Origin of the sequence: Streptomyces sp. NPDC087859, assembly GCF_044742595.1 — a bacterium.
In the GTDB taxonomy this organism is placed as follows: Bacteria; Actinomycetota; Actinomycetes; order Streptomycetales; family Streptomycetaceae; genus Streptomyces; species Streptomyces canus_F.
The window spans coordinates 64,018-83,287 of record NZ_JBIUUU010000027.1; the positions used below are offsets into that span (position 1 = coordinate 64,018).

General features: G+C 68.1%; 15 protein-coding genes. 7 read left to right on the forward strand and 8 right to left on the reverse strand.

The window, feature by feature from the left end:
* Positions 1-60: 60 nt before the first annotated feature.
* The 3 genes from ACIOHP_RS44575 (at position 61) to ACIOHP_RS44585 (ending at position 5,715) form a co-directional block, all read left to right on the forward strand.
* Positions 61-1,362 (forward strand): GAF domain-containing protein, encoded by a 1,302-nt coding sequence (locus ACIOHP_RS44575; protein ID WP_401896713.1) that lies wholly within the window; start codon positions 61-63, stop codon positions 1,360-1,362.
* Positions 1,363-1,496: 134 nt separating this feature from the next.
* Complete coding sequence (locus ACIOHP_RS44580) at positions 1,497-3,020, forward strand: aldehyde dehydrogenase family protein (protein WP_401896716.1); 1,524 nt, start codon at positions 1,497-1,499, stop codon at positions 3,018-3,020.
* 1,354 nt (positions 3,021-4,374) lie between these two features.
* Positions 4,375-5,715 (forward strand): hypothetical protein, encoded by a 1,341-nt coding sequence (locus ACIOHP_RS44585; RefSeq protein WP_401896718.1) that lies wholly within the window; start codon positions 4,375-4,377, stop codon positions 5,713-5,715.
* A gap of 152 nt (positions 5,716-5,867) precedes the next feature.
* Here the strand turns inward: ACIOHP_RS44585 and ACIOHP_RS44590 are convergent, their stop codons facing one another.
* Genes ACIOHP_RS44590 through ACIOHP_RS44605 form a run of 4 tightly spaced genes read right to left on the reverse strand, consistent with a single transcriptional unit; the run spans position 5,868 to position 11,074 of the window.
* A complete protein-coding gene (locus ACIOHP_RS44590; RefSeq protein ID WP_401896719.1) occupies positions 5,868-8,531 on the reverse strand; it encodes a TerD family protein in 2,664 nt (887 codons plus the stop codon).
* Between the two features lie 55 nt (positions 8,532-8,586).
* Complete coding sequence (locus tag ACIOHP_RS44595) at positions 8,587-10,350, reverse strand: DEAD/DEAH box helicase (RefSeq protein ID WP_401896721.1); 1,764 nt, start codon at positions 10,348-10,350, stop codon at positions 8,587-8,589.
* A 26-nt stretch (positions 10,351-10,376) separates the two neighbouring features.
* Positions 10,377-10,655, reverse strand: coding sequence for a hypothetical protein (locus ACIOHP_RS44600; protein ID WP_401896724.1), 279 nt, complete (start codon positions 10,653-10,655; stop codon positions 10,377-10,379).
* Positions 10,652-11,074: a hypothetical protein gene (locus ACIOHP_RS44605; protein WP_401896726.1), complete on the reverse strand. Its 423-nt coding sequence runs from the start codon at positions 11,072-11,074 to the stop codon at positions 10,652-10,654. The genes ACIOHP_RS44600 and ACIOHP_RS44605 overlap by 4 nt, the downstream gene beginning before the upstream one ends.
* Positions 11,075-11,749: 675 nt before the next feature.
* Between ACIOHP_RS44605 and ACIOHP_RS44610 the strand changes: the two genes are divergently transcribed.
* From ACIOHP_RS44610 to ACIOHP_RS44620, 3 genes are all read left to right on the forward strand, one after another.
* Positions 11,750-12,373 carry a restriction endonuclease gene (locus ACIOHP_RS44610; RefSeq protein ID WP_401896728.1) on the forward strand — a complete coding sequence of 208 codons (624 nt, stop codon included), beginning with the start codon at positions 11,750-11,752 and terminating at the stop codon, positions 12,371-12,373.
* 434 nt (positions 12,374-12,807) lie between these two features.
* A complete protein-coding gene (locus ACIOHP_RS44615) occupies positions 12,808-13,854 on the forward strand; it encodes an IS110 family transposase (protein ID WP_401896731.1) in 1,047 nt (348 codons plus the stop codon).
* A gap of 337 nt (positions 13,855-14,191) precedes the next feature.
* Positions 14,192-14,359: a hypothetical protein gene (locus ACIOHP_RS44620; RefSeq protein ID WP_401896733.1), complete on the forward strand. Its 168-nt coding sequence runs from the start codon at positions 14,192-14,194 to the stop codon at positions 14,357-14,359.
* Here ACIOHP_RS44620 and ACIOHP_RS44625 read toward each other — a convergent pair.
* The 4 genes from ACIOHP_RS44625 to ACIOHP_RS44640 all read right to left on the reverse strand — a co-directional run bounded on the left by ACIOHP_RS44625 (position 14,329) and on the right by ACIOHP_RS44640 (position 18,442).
* Positions 14,329-14,571 carry a hypothetical protein gene (locus ACIOHP_RS44625; protein ID WP_401896735.1) on the reverse strand — a complete coding sequence of 81 codons (243 nt, stop codon included), beginning with the start codon at positions 14,569-14,571 and terminating at the stop codon, positions 14,329-14,331. The genes ACIOHP_RS44620 and ACIOHP_RS44625 overlap by 31 nt on opposite strands.
* Before the next feature lie 479 nt (positions 14,572-15,050).
* On the reverse strand, positions 15,051-15,233 hold the full coding sequence (locus tag ACIOHP_RS44630; protein WP_401896737.1) for a hypothetical protein: 183 nt from the start codon (positions 15,231-15,233) through the stop codon (positions 15,051-15,053).
* 3 nt (positions 15,234-15,236) lie between these two features.
* A complete protein-coding gene (locus ACIOHP_RS44635; RefSeq protein WP_401896739.1) occupies positions 15,237-15,710 on the reverse strand; it encodes a hypothetical protein in 474 nt (157 codons plus the stop codon).
* 26 nt (positions 15,711-15,736) lie between these two features.
* Positions 15,737-18,442, reverse strand: coding sequence for a helix-turn-helix domain-containing protein (locus tag ACIOHP_RS44640; RefSeq protein WP_401896741.1), 2,706 nt, complete (start codon positions 18,440-18,442; stop codon positions 15,737-15,739).
* 131 nt (positions 18,443-18,573) lie between these two features.
* On the opposite strand from ACIOHP_RS44640, the gene ACIOHP_RS44645 reads away from it, so the two are divergent.
* Complete coding sequence (locus ACIOHP_RS44645; protein WP_401896742.1) at positions 18,574-18,987, forward strand: hypothetical protein; 414 nt, start codon at positions 18,574-18,576, stop codon at positions 18,985-18,987.
* Positions 18,988-19,270: the final 283 nt, after the last annotated feature.

Genomic DNA, 19,270 nt, shown 5'->3' on the forward strand with positions numbered 1-19,270 from the left:
TGTCCGCACGCGTACCGGGAGTGACGATGTCTTCAGCCGCATCGCCTTTCGGAGGCCGAGTTGACCGATCCGTGGGTGGCCCTGGAGCCGGGGGCCGACCCTGCCGAGCGTGCGCGGATGCTGCGCCTCGCGCACGAGACGTTCACCGAGGCGGGTACCGTGCCGCGGCCGGTGCGCCCGGTGGTGGCGGACTCGTGGCGGCGTTCCGCGCGGGCCGGCGTCGGGCCGGACGGGAGCGCGAGCGTCGAGCTCATGGACGGCGACCTCGGTGTCTATCGGGCCGAGCATCCGCTGGCGCGGGTGATGCCGCTCTTCCGTGAACTGCTGGGCACCTTCGCGGCCGACGGGGAGCATCTGCTCGCGGTCTGCGACGCGCACGGCAGGCTGCTGTGGGTCGAGGGGCATGCGTCGACCCGGCGGCAGGCGGGGCTGATGAACTTCGTGCCGGGGGCGCGGTGGGCGGAGACCGCGGTCGGGACCAACGCGCCGGGGACGGCGGTGGCCCTCGACCGGCCGGTGCAGGTGTTCGCCGCCGAGCACTTCATCCGGCGGGTGCAGCCGTGGACCTGCGCGGCGGCCCCGGTGCACGATCCCCGTACCGGGCGGGTGCTGGGCGCCGTGGACATCACCGGCGGGGACGGGCTGGCGCATCCGCACAGTCTGGGCTTCGTCCAGGCGGTCGCGCGGGCCGCGGAGTCCCATCTGGCGCTGCTCGCACCGGAGATGCCCGCGGCCGACCTGCCCGAGCTGACCGCGCTGGGCCGGGACGAGGCCCAGCTGCTCACCGGGGGCCGCCGGATCAGGCTCAGCCGCCGGCACAGCGAGATCATGGTGCTGCTGACCCGCCATCCGGAGGGCCTGACCGGCGACGAGCTGCTGTGCGCGCTGTACGAGGACGAGTCGGTGACACCGGTGACGCTGCGCGCCGAACTGGCCCGGCTGCGCAGGGTGCTCGGCCCCGGCCTGCTGGCGTCGCGCCCCTACCGGCTCACCGTGCCGGTCGAGTCCGATGTCTCCGTCGTGGAACGGCGGCTGGAGACCGGTGCGGTCACGGCGGCGGCGACGGCGTACTCCGGTCCGCTGCTGCCCGCTTCCCAGGCCCCCTCGGTGGTACGGCTCAGGCGCCGTCTCGCCGACGGCCTCCGTACCGCGCTGATCGCCCGCCGCGACCCGGATCTGCTGGCGGACTGGGCGCACACGCCGTGGGGCGAGGACGACTTCGAGGTGTGGCGGGCCCTGGTGGCGGCCCGCCCGACGGCGGCAGCGCGCTCGCGCCTGGCGGCGCTGGAGGCGGAGCTGTCGGCACCGGGCGTACGGCGCCGGGGATCCGCGGCACCGAAGGCACTCCGGCCCTGTCCCTGAGGCCGACGGCAACGGAGGCGTTCCGGTCTCGCCCCCTGAGGCCGACGGCAACGTAGTTGCAACGTCCCCGTCCCTAGCCTCGCGCAGAGAGCTGCCCAACGGCGGGCAGCGCTGCTGCAGGGAGGCAGGCCAGCATGACCCGTTACGCGGCGCCCGGCACCGAGGGCGCGATCGTCTCCTACCAGGCGCGCTACGACCACTTCATCGGCGGCGAGTACGTCCCGCCGGCCCGCGGGCAGTACTTCGAGAACCCCTCGCCGGTCAACGGGCAGCCGTTCACCGAGGTCGCACGCGGCACGGCGGAGGACGTGGAGCGGGCGCTCGACGCGGCACACGCGGCCGCCCCGGCATGGGGCCGTACGTCGGTGACCGAGCGCTCCGACATCCTGCTGAAGATCGCCGACCGTATGGAGGCGTATCTGGAGCCGCTGGCCGTCGCGGAGAGCTGGGAGAACGGCAAGCCGGTGCGCGAGACGCTGGCGGCCGACATCCCCCTCGCCATCGACCACTTCCGTTATTTCGCGGGAGCGATCCGCGCGCAGGAGGGCTCGCTCGGCGAGGTCGACGACGACACGGTGGCGTACCACTTCCACGAACCGCTCGGCGTGGTCGCGCAGATCATCCCGTGGAACTTCCCGATCCTGATGGCGGTGTGGAAGCTCGCCCCCGCCCTCGCCGCGGGCAACGCGGTCGTCATCAAGCCGGCAGAACAGACCCCGGCGTCCATCCACTACTGGATGAGCCTGATCGCCGACCTGCTGCCGCCGGGCGTGGTCAACATCGTCAACGGCTTCGGCGTGGAGGCGGGCAAGCCGCTCGCGTCCAGCGCGCGGGTCGCGAAGGTCGCCTTCACCGGCGAGACCACGACGGGGCGGCTGATCATGCAGTACGCCTCGGAGAACATCAAGCCGGTCACACTCGAACTCGGCGGCAAGTCCCCCAACATCTTCTTCGACGATGTGTGGGCGCACGACGACGACTTCCGCGACAAGGCCCTCGAGGGCTTCACCATGTTCGCCCTCAACCAGGGCGAGGTGTGCACCTGCCCGTCCCGGGCCCTGGTCCAGCGCGGCAATTACGCCGACTTCCTTCAGGCGGCGGTCGCCCGCACCGAACAGATCAAGCCGGGCCATCCCCTCGACACCGACACGATGATCGGCGCCCAGGCCTCCAACGACCAGCTGGAGAAGATCCTCTCCTACCTCGACATCGGCCGGCAGGAAGGCGCGAAGATCCTCACCGGCGGCCAACGCATCGAGTACGACGGTGAGTTGAAGGGCGGGTACTACGTCCAGCCGACCATCTTCGAGGGCGACAACCGGATGCGGATCTTCCAGGAGGAGATCTTCGGACCGGTCGTCTCCGTCGCGTCCTTCGACGACTTCGACGACGCCATCAAGATCGCGAACGACACCCTGTACGGCCTCGGAGCGGGCGTCTGGACCCGCGACATCAACACCGCCTACCGCGCCGGCCGCGCCATCCAGGCGGGCCGCGTCTGGACCAACTGCTACCACGCCTACCCGGCACACGCCGCCTTCGGCGGCTACAAGCAGTCCGGGATCGGCCGCGAGACGCACAAGATGATGCTGGAGCACTACCAGCAGACGAAGAACGTTTTGGTTTCATACAGCCCGAAGAAACTTGGGTTCTTCTAGAGGCTCAAGTCGGTTGCCTGGAGGTGCCGATGCGCTCCAGGCAGCCCGATACTACAGCTACCCAATGCAATCAGTTGGTTTCTTCCAGTCACTCTCTGGCGCCCAGTGAAGATCCACTCGGACCAGTCGCGGACCAATATATGCCGGAGGACGTTACCCCCGCGAGCCGCCCGCCCACAGGCGCAGCGACCCGTCCAATGCCCGGAGGCAGCACCCGAACCGCCGAGAGAGGACAGCAGAAATGGCCGGGCGGGAAGGCCGCCGTGAAGTCGGCCCGCCCCAGATTCCCGGCGTGAACAAGGCCGTTGTCAGTGCCGCATGCGATCCTCCCTCGAAAGTGAACAATGCAGAGGGAGGCCGGGTGGCGACGGGACGTCCTCGGAAGGATCCGCGCGATCCGGTGTTGATCATGCGGGAAGCCGGGCTCGAACCGCTGGAGCCCTATCCAGGGGGTGATAAGCCCTGGCGTTGCCGCCATGAAACGTGCGGGAGAGAAGTGACACCGCGGCTGGGCAACATCGCTGCGGGCAGACAGGGCGGCTGTCGCTACTGCTCAGGCACGGCGCCGATTCCTCCAGAGGAGGCTGTGACGCTGATGCGCTCGGCAGGCTTGGAACCGCTTGAGCCGTATCCCGGGGCCACACCGCCTTGGCGCTGCCGACACGTGCCGTGCGGTCGGGAGGTCAAGCCGCGCTACTCGTACATCAGGCGCGGAGGGGGACCGTGTCGATGGTGCGCGCCGAACGCTCCGGTCGATCCCACCCAGGCCGCCGCGCTCATGAGGTCGGCGGGTCTGGAGCCATTGGAGCCCTACCCCGGCACCGACGTCCCCTGGCGGTGCCGCTGCACAACCTGCGGAACGATCGGGACGCCCACTCATGGGTCGATCAAGGGCGGACAAGGGGGCTGCGGCCCGTGCGGGCGCAAGAACGCCGGGCGGGGCATCAGCCAGGCATGGGCGCATCGCCGCGAACTGCCCCGCACGGACGGCGACCAGGCCGCAGTCGAGGCCAAGGATTTCGATCTGGCGCCGCTGGAGTCATACCCGGGACCGAGCGGCCTGTGGCGTTGCCGCCATCTCACGTGCGGCCGAGACGTCCAGATCAGGTTGAGCAACCTCAGGCGCGGCCTTCGGGCCTGCCCGTACTGCTCTCCCTCACCGGGTGGCCGACGCCGCTGGCCTGCGGACGAAGCCGAGGCTCTCATGCGCGCCGCCGGCCTGGAACCACTCGAACCGTACGCGGGGCGTCGTGACGTGGCGTGGCGGTGTCGCTGCAACGGCTGCGGGCGCGAGACGTCACCGAGTCTGGGCGGCATTCTGGCGGGTCAGGGAGGCTGCCGACACTGCGCGGACGTGAAAGCGGCAGCGGGCAGAAGGACCGACCCGGACATCGCGGTGGCTGCCATGCGCGCGGCCGGGCTGGAGCCTCTGGAGCCCTATGCCACCTCGATGACGGCGTGGCGGTGCCGCTGCACGACCTGCGGCAACGAAGTCTCCCCGACCCTCATGAAGATCCGTACTGGTGGCGGATGCAAGTTCTGTGCCACCCACGGCATCGACCTGGCAGGACCCTCGAAGGTCTACGTGATCACCCACCGCGACTGGCGAGCCGTCAAGATCGGCATCGGTGCCTGCACCGGCTACACCTCGCGCCTCATCCAACACGAACGCCAGGGCTGGCAACTGCATCAGGCCCGTGAATACGCCACCGGCGCGGCTGCCTACGACGTCGAGCAGGCCGTGCTGGGACGCCTGCGCCAGGCCGGGCTCATTCCCTTCCTCACGAGCGACGTCATGCCGAACGGCTGGACCGAAACCTGCTCCGCGGCCCGCGTCACGGCGGCCGAGGTCTGGGCCATGGTCGACGAGGAAACCCGGAACTCGGCGGAACCCTATGCGCCCCGAGTCGGTGACCGACCCCGTGCCGCAGTCCTCATCGACGCGGAGGCCGCAGCCGCAGAAATGCGGGCCTGCGGATACGAACCACTCGTTCCGTATCCCGGCCGCACCAACGCGACTTGGCCCTCGCGCTGCATGACCTGCGGGCACGAGGGACGTCCGACGTTCAGCGCCGTCCGTAACGCGGGCCAGCGCTGTCGCATCTGCCGGGCGAAGGACACTCAGGCGAAACGCGCCGCCACGAACGCGCCCAAGGCCGGCGAAACCATGCGCGCGGCCGGACTCGAACCGCTGGAACCCTACCCAGGCAGCAGTACACCGTGGCAGTGCCGCTGCACCACATGCGGTCGCAAAACCAGCCCCACCTACTCCAACGTCAACAGTGGTTCAAGGGGCTGCCGGTTCTGCGCCCTCAACTCGGCCACCGGCGAGCGGGCTTCTGCGGAAATGCGAGCTGCCGGGTTCGAGCCGCTGGAGCCGTACCCCGGCCGTACCACGGACCGTTGGCGCTGTTGCTGCTCCTGCGGAAGCGAGGTCATGACGCGCCTGTCATCCGTCCGGTCGGGAACGACCGGCTGCAAGAAGTGCCCCCGATCCGGTGGCCGAACCGATCCCGCGACAGCCGCCGCGGAGGCGCGCTCCGCCGGGTTCGAGCCGTTGGAGCCCTATCCGGGGAAAACCACCGACCGGTGGCGCTGCCGCTGCGGATGCAACACGGATATCACGCTCACCCTGACCAGCATCCGAAGAGGCCGTACCGCGTGCGGCACGTGCTCCCAAGGTCCGACTCGGTAACCATCGGTCACAACCTGCCAAAGGCAAACGCCACACCCAGGCCGTCATGGCGCTCTCCCGCCGCCAGGGGCAACGTTCTCTGGGCTCTCCTGCGCGACAGACGATGTAATGAGCTCACACCGCCGATGGCCCGAGCGGCTTGACAAACGGCACTAGGAATCGACGGTGATGCCGTAGTCCGCGGCCAAGCCCGCCAGCCCGGTGTCGTAGCCCTGGCCGACAGCACGCACCTTCCAGCCCGAACCATGTCGATAGACCTCCACAGCGATGGCGACGGTCTCGCGCGAAACGAAGGGAGCTGGCTCGAAGGACAATCTTTCACCGGAGGGTTGGGTGATGTCCGCGCGCCACGTGGAGTGCTGGTCGAAGACAGCCATGGGCTGGGATTCGAGGTCGATGCTGGCGATGACTGCCACGGTGTGGATGTCGTCGGGAATCTCGGGCAGCTCCGCGGTGATGATGTCGCCGTCGGTGCGGACTCCGTCGTGGTGGGGATGGTTATAGCAGACGAGGTCCTGGTCGCTGCGGACCTTGCCGTGGCGGGTGAGTAGGACGGCGGAGACATCAACGGGCGTACCGGTGGCGGTGACGCGCACCATTACCCGCTCGGATGCGAGATGGGCATTAGCGCCCTTGCCCAGCGCGTTCCCGGCCTCGTGGTGTGACTCTGGGGCAGCCTTGACCGCATCCGCGTCGGATGCCTCTGCGGGTCGGCTGGTACCGGTTAGCGCGGCGAGGGTGTCCTGGAAGAGAAGCCAGCCTTGGGCTTCTTCGCCGGGCCAGGGCCAGGCCAGGCGGTGGGCGCCGAACTGTTTAGGTGTAGGCGGATGTCCGAGGGCCTCGTAGAGCTGCACATAGCGCAGGCTTTCCTCGGCCAGGCGGCTGAGCTGCCACTGCCGTTGGGCTTCTTCAGGCTGGTTCATGCGGAGGTCGTTGTCGACGGCGGTGCCGCCGAGCGCGGTGTAGACGCGCTGGGCGAAGACGTGGCCGTCATTCGGCAGTAGACGAGCCGGACGCTGTTGCTGGGCGGCAGCAGGCTCGCCGATCGCGGTGTACAGGGCGCCGAGGTCACCACCGGTCCATTGATTGGCCGCGCTGGTGGCGATTTGGGCAAACTGATTCAAGGTTGGCGGCTTGCCCTTGGCGGCCACGAACCGGTGATGGGCACGGGCAACGTCTTCCAATGCGGTGCGCCACCGCCCCTGCAGGTAGGCATCAAGATACTGCTCCGTCCAGGCACGGCGATGGCGGGTGACGATGTTACGGACCCGCTCGAAGCCTTCGCGGCGGGTGCCGCTGCTGTGACTCATCGTCAGGGTGAAGGAACCGATCGCCGTGTCCACCGGTAGCTCCCTGCGCTCTCGGACGATCTCCTCCTCCGGCCCCAAATGCTGCTCAGCAATGCGCAGTTCCTCGAACAGATCCGTCGAGACAGGACAGCCGACGGCATGCAGCGCGGTAAGGGTGCGGCTGTAGTAATCGGCCACACCGGACAGAGGGGCGCGGGAGTAGGGGCCTTCGCACACGAACCAGGCGGTCAGCGCGACACCGTGCCAGAACTCCAGGGCGGGTCCGAGCGTTTGGGCCATCACCTGGTGGGGCCGGGGATTGCTGACGATGGCGCCAGGGTGGCGCTGCAGCGTCACCGTCTGCCACAGGCGGTCCACCTGCTCGTTGACGGAGGCGGGCAGCACCTGCCGGTAAAGCTGCTGGGTGATGCCGTGGTCGTCCTGCCAGGCGAAGGACATGATCTCGTTGTCGACGAGTCCCCATAGCGGTCGCATGCCGGAGCTTTGGACAGCGTGCGTGTGGTCGAAGGCTGACCACCAGTCGCGCAGGGCTGCAGCACGTTCTTCGACGGGGGAAAGGGAGGTCGGGCCACCGAGGAAGGCGGCGAGCATGGCATGGATTTCGTCCTCCGGGATGCCCGCCTCGGCGGCCAAGCCGGCTGCCTGAGCAGACATCCCCACGTACAGGCGCGGCCCGGGCAGCGCGGTAATGACTTCCTCGTCCGGGTGCGGTAGCGCCTTCAGGTAGTCCAGTACGGTCAGCCAGTCGCCGGCGAAGTAGCCGGAAACCACCGGCTGCAGCGCCCGGGTCAGGACCCGTCTGGCCAGAGCGGTACCGGCCTTGGCCTTTTTGGCGAAGCTGGCAATGAGTGCCTGCGTCTGCTGGATCCGGTGACGGGTGACAAGCTGCAGAGGATCAGTGGCGGTGAGGGTGTCCAGGAGTCGGAGGCGGGCGCGTTGCTGCCCGCGCCGGTCTAGCCGGTGCCAGCCGCCGCCGAAGCGGAACTCCTCGAGCTCATCCTGGCCCAAGCCCAGCAGACGGTAGCGTTCCTCGATACCGGCCCACTGTTCCTGTTGGTCTTCGACGGTCCCGGCCGGTCCGGCTGCCCGCACCCGGACCGGCTCCAGCAACGTCTCGAACAACGGCACCAGCAGCGCCCACAGCAGTACCGCGTCCGTGCCCTCCACCACACTGACCCGGGCGGTGTCATCGGTGGCCAACGTCACCGCGTGAGCGGCGCGTTCGCGCAGCAGATGCGGCAGGTTGACTGCTCCTGCCTTCACGGAGAGCTTCTGCGGCAGGTACCACGCACCGCGTTGCTGTTGCTCCCGCACTCCGAACTTCTCAGCACACCAGGCTTTCTCCGGCCCGCTGAGCCCAAGCACTTCAACGCTGTCCGCAGCCTGTGGTCCTTTGCCTCTGATCACCGAGGCCACTCGCTGGCCGCTCAGTGCGGCGGCCAGCAGCCGGGACGCGAGCGCGTCGAGCTCGGCGAAGCGCTGGTGCTGCCCGGCAGCCGCCTCCAAGGCAAGCCCGTCTTCGGGGGATGCGCCGATGACAGGCTGTCACCAGCGCGGCTCGTCACTGGCCACCGGTCAGCCTCCGCATGTACTCGACGAACTGTTCAAACGGCATCGGCGTCGCGGTGTTTTGTGCGTAGACGGCGTAGCGCTGGGCCATCAGCTGCATCTCCCGCTCCGCCCGCCGAGCTTCCACCCGGCCCAGATCGTGCACCACCCGCTGTTCGACACGCCCCTGCTCGTACAGCACGAACGCATCAACCCCGCCTGGGACTGCGCCATCAGAGGCCGCCTCCCCAGTGCCGTCACCGTCCTGTACCTGTTCCAGCGTGCCGGGGTTAATCAGAGGGACGTCGAGCAGCACTGCTGGATCCATGTCGTTGTCCGCGCACATGGCCTCCAGGTGGTCCTCCAGGCCGAGTTCGGCGTGGCAGACCACGTCCAGGTACTGCTGGTCGACAGCCAGGCCGGGATGCCTCAGTACGCGCACACCACGCCCGATGAACTGGTAGAACTCGCCGAAGCTGCCGTAGGGGCGCACCGGCACCACCACGGTGATGGGCGGGAAGTCGTAGCCCTGGCCGAGCATCCGCAGCTGGACGATGCCTTGCAGGTCTCCCGCGTCGGACTCGAAACGCCGCCGGGTGGCTTTGATCGTCGAGGCCGACATGCTGTGGTGCAGCGTGCCGCAGGGGATGCCGTGCTCTTCGGCAATCCGGGCGATCTGCTGCGCATGGGCCTCACCCATCGCCGCGAACAGCGCCCGGGGTTTGACCGGGGCCAGCAGCTTGGCCTGGGCATCCAGACAGGCCCGCGTCACGGTCATCACGTGCCGGATCGACGCCTCGGACTGCGCCGTAATGCGAGCCATCTTCCGCTCGTTCCCCAACGCGGCCAGCAAGGCATCACGGCCCATGATCTGTTCGCGGCGTCCGTCGGGCCACACCGCCTCGTACACCGTCGTCGCCGCCTCCGGGGCGAACCGGTGCACGCGCAGGTTCTTCGCCGAGCCGTCCGCGACGGAGTCCACCAGCCGGTAGCGGTAGACGACATCGGCGTCGATCGGTTTGCCGTCCAGGCGCTGGAAGCACGCCGACATCAGCAGCGTGCGTGCACCCTCGAAGTGGGCGAAGAGCCGCTGGTAGGAGGCGCTGGCCGCGATGTGTGCCTCGTCCACGACGATGAAGTCGACATCCTCCGGCTCCAGCTTAGACAGCAGGTCCCCATCCTTGTCGCCGGTGCCGAGCGCGTGGAAGTTCGTGACCAGCACATCCCCGGCCAGCAGCCGCTGTCTGCTCACCCGGCTGATCTGCCCGTCGTCCCTGTCCAGGACCAGCGTGGCCGGCGGGCGCGCGCCCGGCAGCAGCGGGCCGCCCGCCAGTCCGTACAGAACATTGCCCGGCGTACCCGGATCGAGTGCCTTGGCGAACGTGCCGCGGATGACCGAGCCCGGAGTCACCACCAGCGCCCGCCGCCTGCTGAAGGACAACGCGGCCGCCACTCCCAGTGCGGTCTTGCCGGCCCCGACCGCCATCACCGTGGCCGCATGCCGTCCTCCGGACGCGTAGTAGTTGGCCAGCGCGGCCAGAGCCTCGTCCTGGCACGCCCGCAACGGCTCCCGCGCCACCGAAGCGCGCGCACCGGTGAAGTAGGACCCACCGGCCGCTGGCTGGGCGCCCAGAGGCGGATCGGCCGCCCGCAAGGGATCCCCCGCCATCTCCGGGACCTCGATGCGCGGTACGGCGACCACTAACGGCGCAAGCGCCGCATCCTGGCGCAGCATCGTCTGCAGCTGGGCAACGCAGCGCGCGGTGTCCAGGCGCACCGCATCATAGGAAAACCGCAGAACCGTCAGCCCCTGGCGGCCAGGTCGTTCTGCCGTAGCCTGTCGTAGGTGAAGGCCCCCCGGTCACTGTGGAAGGTGAACCCATCCAACTCGACGGCCAGTTGCAGCGACTCGCCTGAGATCAGGTAGTCCAGCCGGTAGGTGCGTTCATTGACCGTCACCGGATGCTGGCTGCGCACGTGCGCCACGATGCCCCGCTCCGCAGCCGGAGTGAGCACCCAGCGCAAGAACGCCTCTTCCAGATAGGAGGCCGAAGGGATCACCTGGTGAAGTCCCGTGCTCATGCAGCCCCGCCAACCGCAGCTTCCTGCACCAACGCACCGGCCTTCTCCGACAGCCGGGCCACCGCGTCCTCGCCCTGTCCGAAACGGGCCAACCGCCGTGCCACGCCAAGAGCTTCTTCGAGAGCGCCTTCGCGTTCCAGCAGCACAATGAGCCGGGACACGGACGTCACATGCACGAACGACTCCGGGACGGGACCGGTGTCGAAGGACACCGCCTGAGGGGCTGCCTCCATCAACTCCAGGTCCAGCAGCGCGAACACCTCAAGCAGCTCAAGCCCTTCAGGATAGGAGCGCCGGCCGCTCCACAAGCGGTCAACCGCGCCCTGCAGGACGAAGTGGTAATCCATTGCCCCACCGGGAAGCTCCAGCGCCTTCCAGACCTGGGCGACCAGGTCCGCTCCGCCCGCCTCTATAGGCACATGCCGACTGGCCGGCGTTGCCGACGTACTTCCCTCAGCAGTCGGCCACATCGGTGATCCGTACGACACCTCCGGGCGGACTCGTGCCTCTGGCAGCGCCTCGCGAACAACACCAGGACTACCCGTGAAATGCATGCCGGGCACGGCCGCCATTCGCTCAAACCACGTCGCCACGTTCCCCGCTCTTCCCGCTTCCGCTGCCTCAGCCGCCAGGTCACTGCCATACCCCTGCTGAGCGTCTCCCGGGCAGCACGTCTCCCGTGCCCCGCCAATGCAGTACCACCTCGCGAACCATATGCCCACCAACTGAAGCAAGTGGCGATATGAGGGAAGAGCCGGCCGCCTTACCGTAGAAAGCGCGACACTTCTCGGGAGCTACTGCCGCGCAAGTCGTAAAGGCGCGAGGGGCGCCGATGCCTGGACCAGTCTGGTCCGTGCATCGGCGAGGTCGTCGAGGACAGCGAGGCCGTCCGCTTCGGCGTAGGCAGAGGTGCGCATGTGCTGCGGGAAGGACGCGCGCAATGCCACAGCCATCGGCAGATTCGCTCTCGTGGTATTGGTTCCGGGGGCGTGTGAGGATGGGAGCGCTTCTCGACCGCGAAGCCGACTTCAACGGCTGCCGTTCCCATGGTGCCGCATCGGTCGCGTGCGCGGCCGGCAAGGATAGGAGTGGTTTTGGAAGCACGTGCAGCGCAGCAGGATGAGAGCGCCGTCGCCCGCTTCACGGCCCGCTACCCTCAGCCCGACATGACGTCTGCGGAGTTCGAGGAGTTCGTGGTGGAGCTGCTGCGCTCGGTAGAACCCGCAGGCCTGGACTTCACGGTGACGTCGCACGAGACAGTCCGGGGTACGGATGGCGACTACGACATCGATGCGACAGTGCGCTACGCATTCCTCGGCATGGACTTTCTCGTCCTGGTCGAGGCCAAGCACCACCGACATCCCATCAAGCGGGAACTCGTGCAGGTCCTGCACCAAAAGCTCATGAGTGTCGGCGCGCAGAAGGCGCTGATGGTGTCTAGCGCGCCCTACCAACGCGGCGCTGTGGCCTTCGCCCAAGCCCACGGGATCGCGCTGCTGACCGTCACCGAAGGTCGCTACACCTTCGAGAGCAAGTCCGCCGACGGCCGGCCTGCCCTCACTCGCCAGCAGGCCTGGGACTACTTCGACCTGCCCACCTTTGCCGCACATCTTTACACCCCAGGCGAATCCCCTGGCACCACCCTGATGCAGCTGGTCACACCCGCCGAACCAGCCGCCCTACAGGATTGGCTGGGCAAGGATGAGTCCTCACGGTGAAACGACAGCCTGTGCCGGAGCACCATCCCGCATGCGGTCCCGCGCCACGTCGACTGCCGCTCGAGGCAGGGTCACGAACCGGTAGCAGGCACCTGGGCGCGCCAAGACAACTGCAAACGGGAGTGTAAATCTAACGGTCCTGTCTCACATCCGGTGGTAACGGTAAGTAGCTGCCGTGGCTGGCAGTAAGACCCCCAGACCAGCATGCGTGAAGCGACCGTCGACACCGTGCACGCTCCGCCTGACGACCCATATGCGATTGCTTTCCTCGGAGCTTGGGCCGGGCATATTAAGGATGACGCTCTGTCACCACCGAATGTGAGACAGGGCCGTTAAATTGATGCGATGTAGGAGCGGGGCCTCCCGTTCCGGCCGGGTGCGGACGATGCTCGGTCCAGGAGACAAGGACGCTGTCCACAGGTAGGAGGCCCCTGATGGACCGACAATCAGGCTACGCCGGGCCCGAGATCGTGGGCATGGACCTGCACCGCTGTCGTTCGGTGCTGGTGCGGACGACCGGCGCGGGCGAGCGGTTGGGCCGGACACGCATTGACAACAGCCCGGCTGCTTTGAAGGCAGAGATCGCCAAGGCGGGTCCGGCCCCGAGGGTGGTGTTGGAGGCCACCTATGGCTGGTACTGGGCGGCCGACGCCCTGGCCGAAGCGGGCGCGGAGGTGCACCTGGCGCATCCGCTGGGAGTCAAGATGTTCTCCTACCGGCGGGTGAAGACTGACGAGAGGGACGCCGCCGACCTGGCGGACCTCCTGCGCATGGGACGGCTTGCGGAGGCGTGGATCGCTCCGCAAGACGTGCGTGAGGTGCGAGAGTTGGTGCGCTACCGGCACCGGCTGCTGGGTGCGCGGACCTCCGCCAAGGCCCAGGTACACGCAGTGCTCGGCAAGGCGGGCATCCAGGTGCCCGTCAATCATCTGTTCGGCCGCGCCGGTGCCGAGTGGCTCGCCCGCGCCGGTCTGCACGGCACCTACCGCCTGCGCGTCGACTCGCTGCTGCGTCTGATCGCGTTCCTCAGCGCAGAGATTGCCGCGGTGGAGAAGCAGACCACCGGCCTGCTCGCTGATGATCCCGGCTACCGGGCAGTGCAGGCAATTCCGGGCATCGGCCCCGTCCTGGCCGCCGTCATGGTGGCCGAGATCGGCGATGTCCATCGCTTCGCCTCACCCGCAAAGCTGTGCTCCTGGGCCGGGCTCACGCCGCGTCACCGCGCCTCGGACACCAAGGTCCACCGTGGTTCGATCACAAAACAGGGATCGAAGCTGTTGCGCTGGGCCTGTGTGGAGGCCATCCAGCGCAGCGGCGCCGACACGCCGATGGGCCGGCTGAGGAACCGCATCGTGGATCGCCGCGGCGTCCAGGCCCGCAGCACGGCCAAGACCGCCGCGGCCCGCAAGCTGCTTACCCTGGTCTACTACGCCTTGCGCGACGGAGAAGTCCGTTGCCTGGCCGAACGGACCAGGGCGTGAGCAGGCCGGAACACGGTCGTCGCGTGATCGAGGTATGTCTGGCCCCCGCCTCGGTGGTGCGGCCGTGAAATTGAATGATCCCGTCGACCGTCGCGAACCGCCCCATGCCAAGGCCCGCCCGGCCCATGCCGGACGGGCGCCTGCGAAGGAATGACCAGCAGCCGAGCCTGCCCACCTTCACAACCGCATCAGGGGCGCCACCCACAACTTCACCCTCAACCCCACGCGTGTTCACGGCACTTCAGCCTGACCGCGCACTTCTGCCTGCCCAACAGCAGACAGGAACCAGAAGAAACGCGGACAAGACACCCACTTGACCGACCCCACTCCTACAGGAATGACACACCCGCGTGCTGCCGTTCGGCGCGGCCGGCGAGGGGCGGCGTTGGGCGGCGAGGGCGAGCGCGCCGCCGACGACGAGCGCGGCGGCGAGCAGCACCCCGGCGCCCGGGTGGCCCGCCGCGCCGAGGACGCTCACCAGGGCCAGGCCGGGCCGGCCAGGTAGGAAACGCCGTTGGCGAGGGCCTCCAGGGCGAAGGCGGTGGGCAGTACGGTCGCCCGTTCGCCGGATAGCAGGGCGGACCAGCGAGCGGCGGACAGGGCACTGAGCTGGGGCAGCGTCGCCCCGACGAGCACTCCTGCGACGAGGTCCGGAACGGCGCCGACGAGCAGCAGCGCCACGGCTCCGGCATGTGCGGCCAGAGCGTACGGAAGCACCCGCGCCCGCCCGAACCGGTCTGTGAGACGCCCGAGTTGGGGCCCGGCGACAGCGTCCGCGACAGCGAACCCGCCAGTGACAAGACCCGCGGCGGCATACGACCCGGTGCGGGCGTGTAGCATCCAGACGATGCCGATCCCCGTCATAGCGATGCCCAGACGCCCTACAGCGGCCGGAAGGAAGAAGGCCGCAGCACCCGAAGCGCAGCAGAGTGCCGTAGTTCGCCGTAGCCGAAGGCACGACGCATCCCTTTCGCCGCCCGGCGGGACGCGCCACACTTCTTCGTCGTCGGCGTCCGGATGTGCCGAGCCGTGGCTGCGCCTGAAGCCGTCCAGTGGTGGCGTGGAGCGGGGACGCGCACCCCACGCCGACTCCGTCACCAGGCAGATGTCATGCGGTAGTTGATGACCTCCTTGAGCGTAGAGGAAGGGCGCGCAGAAACGAACAGGGTGCGGGTCTTCTGGCGTGAGCTCGCCTGTCAGGCCAGGAGTTCGTAGTTGTGCTGGTTGGGCCGGCGGTAGAGGCGTTCGCGTTCTCTGTGGGTGTGGAAGATCCAGTAGTGCGGGAAGTCGCCGTTGCTGATGAGGGCCTGGAGGGTCAGGACGGCTTCGGCTCCAGGGACGGTCCACCTACTGCCGGTGATATCAAGCCGGTCGGCCAACAGTCAGATGGCGGGCTGCTCCTTCGACGATGCCGTTGGCGATCGGCCAGCCAGCACCGAGGGCCTTGTCGTAGCGGAGATTGGCGGCGTTGTTCTCCAGGTAGCGGCAGGCCCTGTCCGCTGCGGCCCGTTGATCTGTGGACAGGCCCAGCCGTCGGCTTGCGTGCGGATGCCGGCGACGGCGCCCAAGGCGTCGCCGACCAGGATCCGGGCGGCCTTGGCCCCGACCCAGGTCTCGGCAGCGGGGTCGGTGGCGGTATGGAAACACCGTGAGGCCGCCCACAACTTCTCGATCACGTGGACGATGTCGAGGACGACATGGATGGTGACGCCTCGTCGTGCGGCCTCCGCATGGATCAACTCGACCTGGTGGGCGGCGCCGTCGACCAGGACCATCCAGCACCGGCGGTGCTGCGGATCACGGGCCTCTGCCTCGTCGAACGCGGCGGCAATGACCCGGTCCGGCTCGGCGCTCACACCGCTACTGTTCTGACAATGCAAGGTCATACTCGCTCCCAAGGAGGCGTGGGAGCACCGTCAGGGTCCAGGCCGTGCGGCCACCGCCGTGCGGGGTTGACGAGCCAGGCCAAGCCGGCATCCGCGGTCTGGCGGTAGAGAGCTTCAGCGCTAATTCGGTCCCCCGCTTCTTCCCGCATGCGGGCTAGGGCCGCCAGGGCGAAGGCGTTACCTGCGTCGGCCGCCTCGCGATAGAGCGTTTCGGCCCCTTCCCGGTCTCCTTCTTCCAACCGCGCCCGAGCTGAATCGAGGAGGGGGATGAAGCCACTGGTGTCCGCGGCGCGCGCAAAGCGCTCCGCTTCGTCCTGGTCCCCGGCTTCCTGTCGCATTTCGGCAAGGCGGAGAAGGGATGGAGTGTCGGCGAAGTCCACGGCCGCCTGGCGATACAAAGTCTCGGCGCTGGTGATGTCTCCGGAGGCCTCTCTCATTCGGGCTAGTTCCCGCAATGCGAAGGTGTCGCCGACGGCAGCCGCCCGCCGGGCAAGCCGTTCGGCAAAAATGGAATCGCCTTGCTCCTCATGCGTCCAAGCAAGTTCGGCCAGGGCAAGGCTGTCGCCGAACTCAGCAGCCTGCCGCGCGAGGGCCTGCGCGCTTACGAAGTCTCCCGCTTCCTCCCGCATACGGACCAGTTCCCGCAGCCCCGAGGTATAGCCAGCCTTGGCGGCTGAACGGGCGAAGTGCTCGGCCTGCTCGCGGTCACCTGCCTCCTCATGCAGTCGCGTGAGGCGCAGCAGGCCCTGGCCATCGGCGACTTCAGCAGCCCGGCGGCGCAGGTGGAATGCCCACTGCCGGCGATCGCGGTCGTCGGCTGCTTCAGCCAAGGCTTCGAGGTCTTCCGGGAACGTGAGGTGGTTGTAGGCGGCAAGCCAGAAGGAAGCGGGCGGACACAGGAACTTGCGGGTTGTGCGGCCTGCCTGGTCAAGGTAGTCCGCAAGCCGATAAGCCGGGCCGACCGGCCGGAGGGGTACGTCGTGAGTAGACGGCGGGCCGGGAGTACGCGATGGCGGGAGCGACTGAATCCGCCGGAGCAGACTTGCTCCTTCAGCGACTGGACGGGTGAGTTCGGCGAAGACTTGCTCCACCCAGTCCTCGGTGAGCATGTCGAACGCGGAGTCACTGAGGTAGTCGATTGCAGCGTCCGTGAGGAATGACTGAGGCAATGGATTGCTGGTGCCGAGACGGCAGGCGTCCATCGCCGCGTCCAATACGGCCTCGCTGGCTGGCATCGCCGTGCTGTAGAGGTTCATGAGCAGGGGGCCGACGGCCAGGTATTGAGCGATGTGGCCATCACTACGGGCTTGCTCAAGAGCTTGGGCCAGGAGCGGGTGCCTGATGGCGCTTTGAGCCTGGGGCGAGTCCAGGGCGGTCGGTTCGAAACGCCTTGGGACCAAGACGGTCCTGCCGGACAGCAGTCGTCTGGCGTGTTCGTGCAAGTCGGGTACATCAGGCTCAGGCGGTGCCGATAGGTGGGCCAGATCCCTAGGCGGGATGGTGCCCAGGACCAGGATCGGTCCGCGGTCAAGTTGGTGCAGCAAGCGCTGAAGGGCGGACGCGACCCGCTCGCCGAACTCGGGTGCCAGCAGGTAGCGTTCAACATCGTCGAGCCATACCACCGTGCGCGGCTCGACTCGGGAGATTCGGTCCAAGACCGCCTCAGCCGGAGTGGGATTGAAGGGGTGCCACAGCCGCCAACCGTGTTGGGCCAGCGGCTGCACGGCCTCCCAGCAAGCACGCGTCTTGCCGGTGGTTGCGTTTCCGGTCAACACCAGCATCTGGCTCCGGCCTGCTGCGGCGTCTCCTACCGCGTCAGCGAGCAGTTCGTCGTGTGATCGCGGAATGTAGGGAGGGAGCTCCGGCTCCTCGCTCTCGTTGGTTCCGCTCTGCACTGCCACACGATGAACCCCAAGCTCGAGAGGGCTCCATTCACTGATCGGCCGGCCCGGCGCCTGATCGGCCTGGGCAGTCTCGCGGAGAGCCACGAGCTCAGCGAACGGCAGATCCAGCCTGCGTGCCAAGGAGGCCACCGTCTCGTCGGACGCCGCCGGCACGCGAGGCCAAGTCGACGCCAGCAGCTTCGACTTCCCGGCGCCGGGCTGGCCCATTACATAGAAGGCGGTGCTGCCGACAGAGCCAAGAAAGGTCCGGTGGAGCTTCTCGGCTGCCGGGCCCCGTACATGATCCGGCAGAGCCTCGATGAGGATGGACCCCACCTGGAGCGCCTGCAGCGGAGACCTCTCGGGGTCTACGAGGACACGTTCAACGGTCGACTTCGCCATGGGGGAGCCCGCCACGGTAAGGCGGTGCGAGATCTCCCGGATGCTGAGCGCCGCCTCCCGGCGGAGCTCAGCCAGGCTACCCGCCATGCCCGCGGCAGTGTCCTCCCGCGGGCCTGACCGCGCCCCGTGCGCTTCGTCCGCTGCCTGCTGGTAGAGGAAGACGAGGGATGCGCGCTGTGTGCCGTTCAGCCCGAGCGCCTTGATAAAGCTGTCCAGTTCGTGCGCAGGGATGCGGCGCTCGCCGTTCAGGGCACGGGAGGTAGCAGCCGGACTGATACGTGCACGCACGGCCAACTGGCGCGTTGTGAGGGCGGATTCTTCGACATGGCGACGAAGTTCCAGGGTGAATCGCTTGAACGCAGGCGAGAGGCCGGCGGGAAGAGGCTTGCGCGGACGCCCCGCGCGCTGCTCGCTCATGACTACTCGCCTCCTCTGACGTGCATTGTTTTCATTGTCTCAGGAATTCTGGGACAGTGTGTATGGGGAAGACCACAGACGACCCCGCCCATTCGTCGTGCCTGCCATGCACTTCGCCCCAAGGGGTCGCCGTGTCCATCGTCGTTGCCGTGCTTCTAGGGTGCACTGTCCTGGCCGCCGCGGTTGCCGCACGCATCGGCTTCCGCACCGCCCTAAGTGACGGCGCCCCCCACGCCCTGGCCTGGGGTGTGGCCGGCGCCGCCATCATTGCCACGTTCGGTGACGTATGCATCGCCGCCGCCGCCCTCGACCTTGCCGACGGCGCCACAAGCGGACCACGCGTCGCACTTACCGCCGTCACGGTCTTCGTCGCAGGCGTTGCTGCATACATTGCGTACGACGTTACCGGCCCGCGCGTTTCACCCGCCGGAGGCGCCCCCACACCCGGCTCGAGCAAGGCGAAGCGACTGGCCTCCGCCGCAGGCGCGTTTTCCGGCACGTTCCTCATCCTCGCGCTGGTCCTTCCCCTGCTGCGGCTGAGCTGACGCCTCCACTGCCAATCCGTCCCGCAACGTCTTCGTGGTGGACGGTCATCACGCGTCTCGCTTGGTTCGCCGGGCCGCCCGCAGGCGCCTCGGGCCCAGATGGGACACCAAGGCGACGGCGTCGACTACGGGCCGACGTCCCCAGCCGGTCCGCCCTCGCCTCCTCGTACGCGCCCAGCGCAGCAATCAGCTTGCTCCTTCGTGAGATCGCGCTCCAACGGCCTGATCTCGTCGCGCAGTCCCCCAATCCGGCGAGGCCCTCCTTGTTCTTGGCGTTCAACGG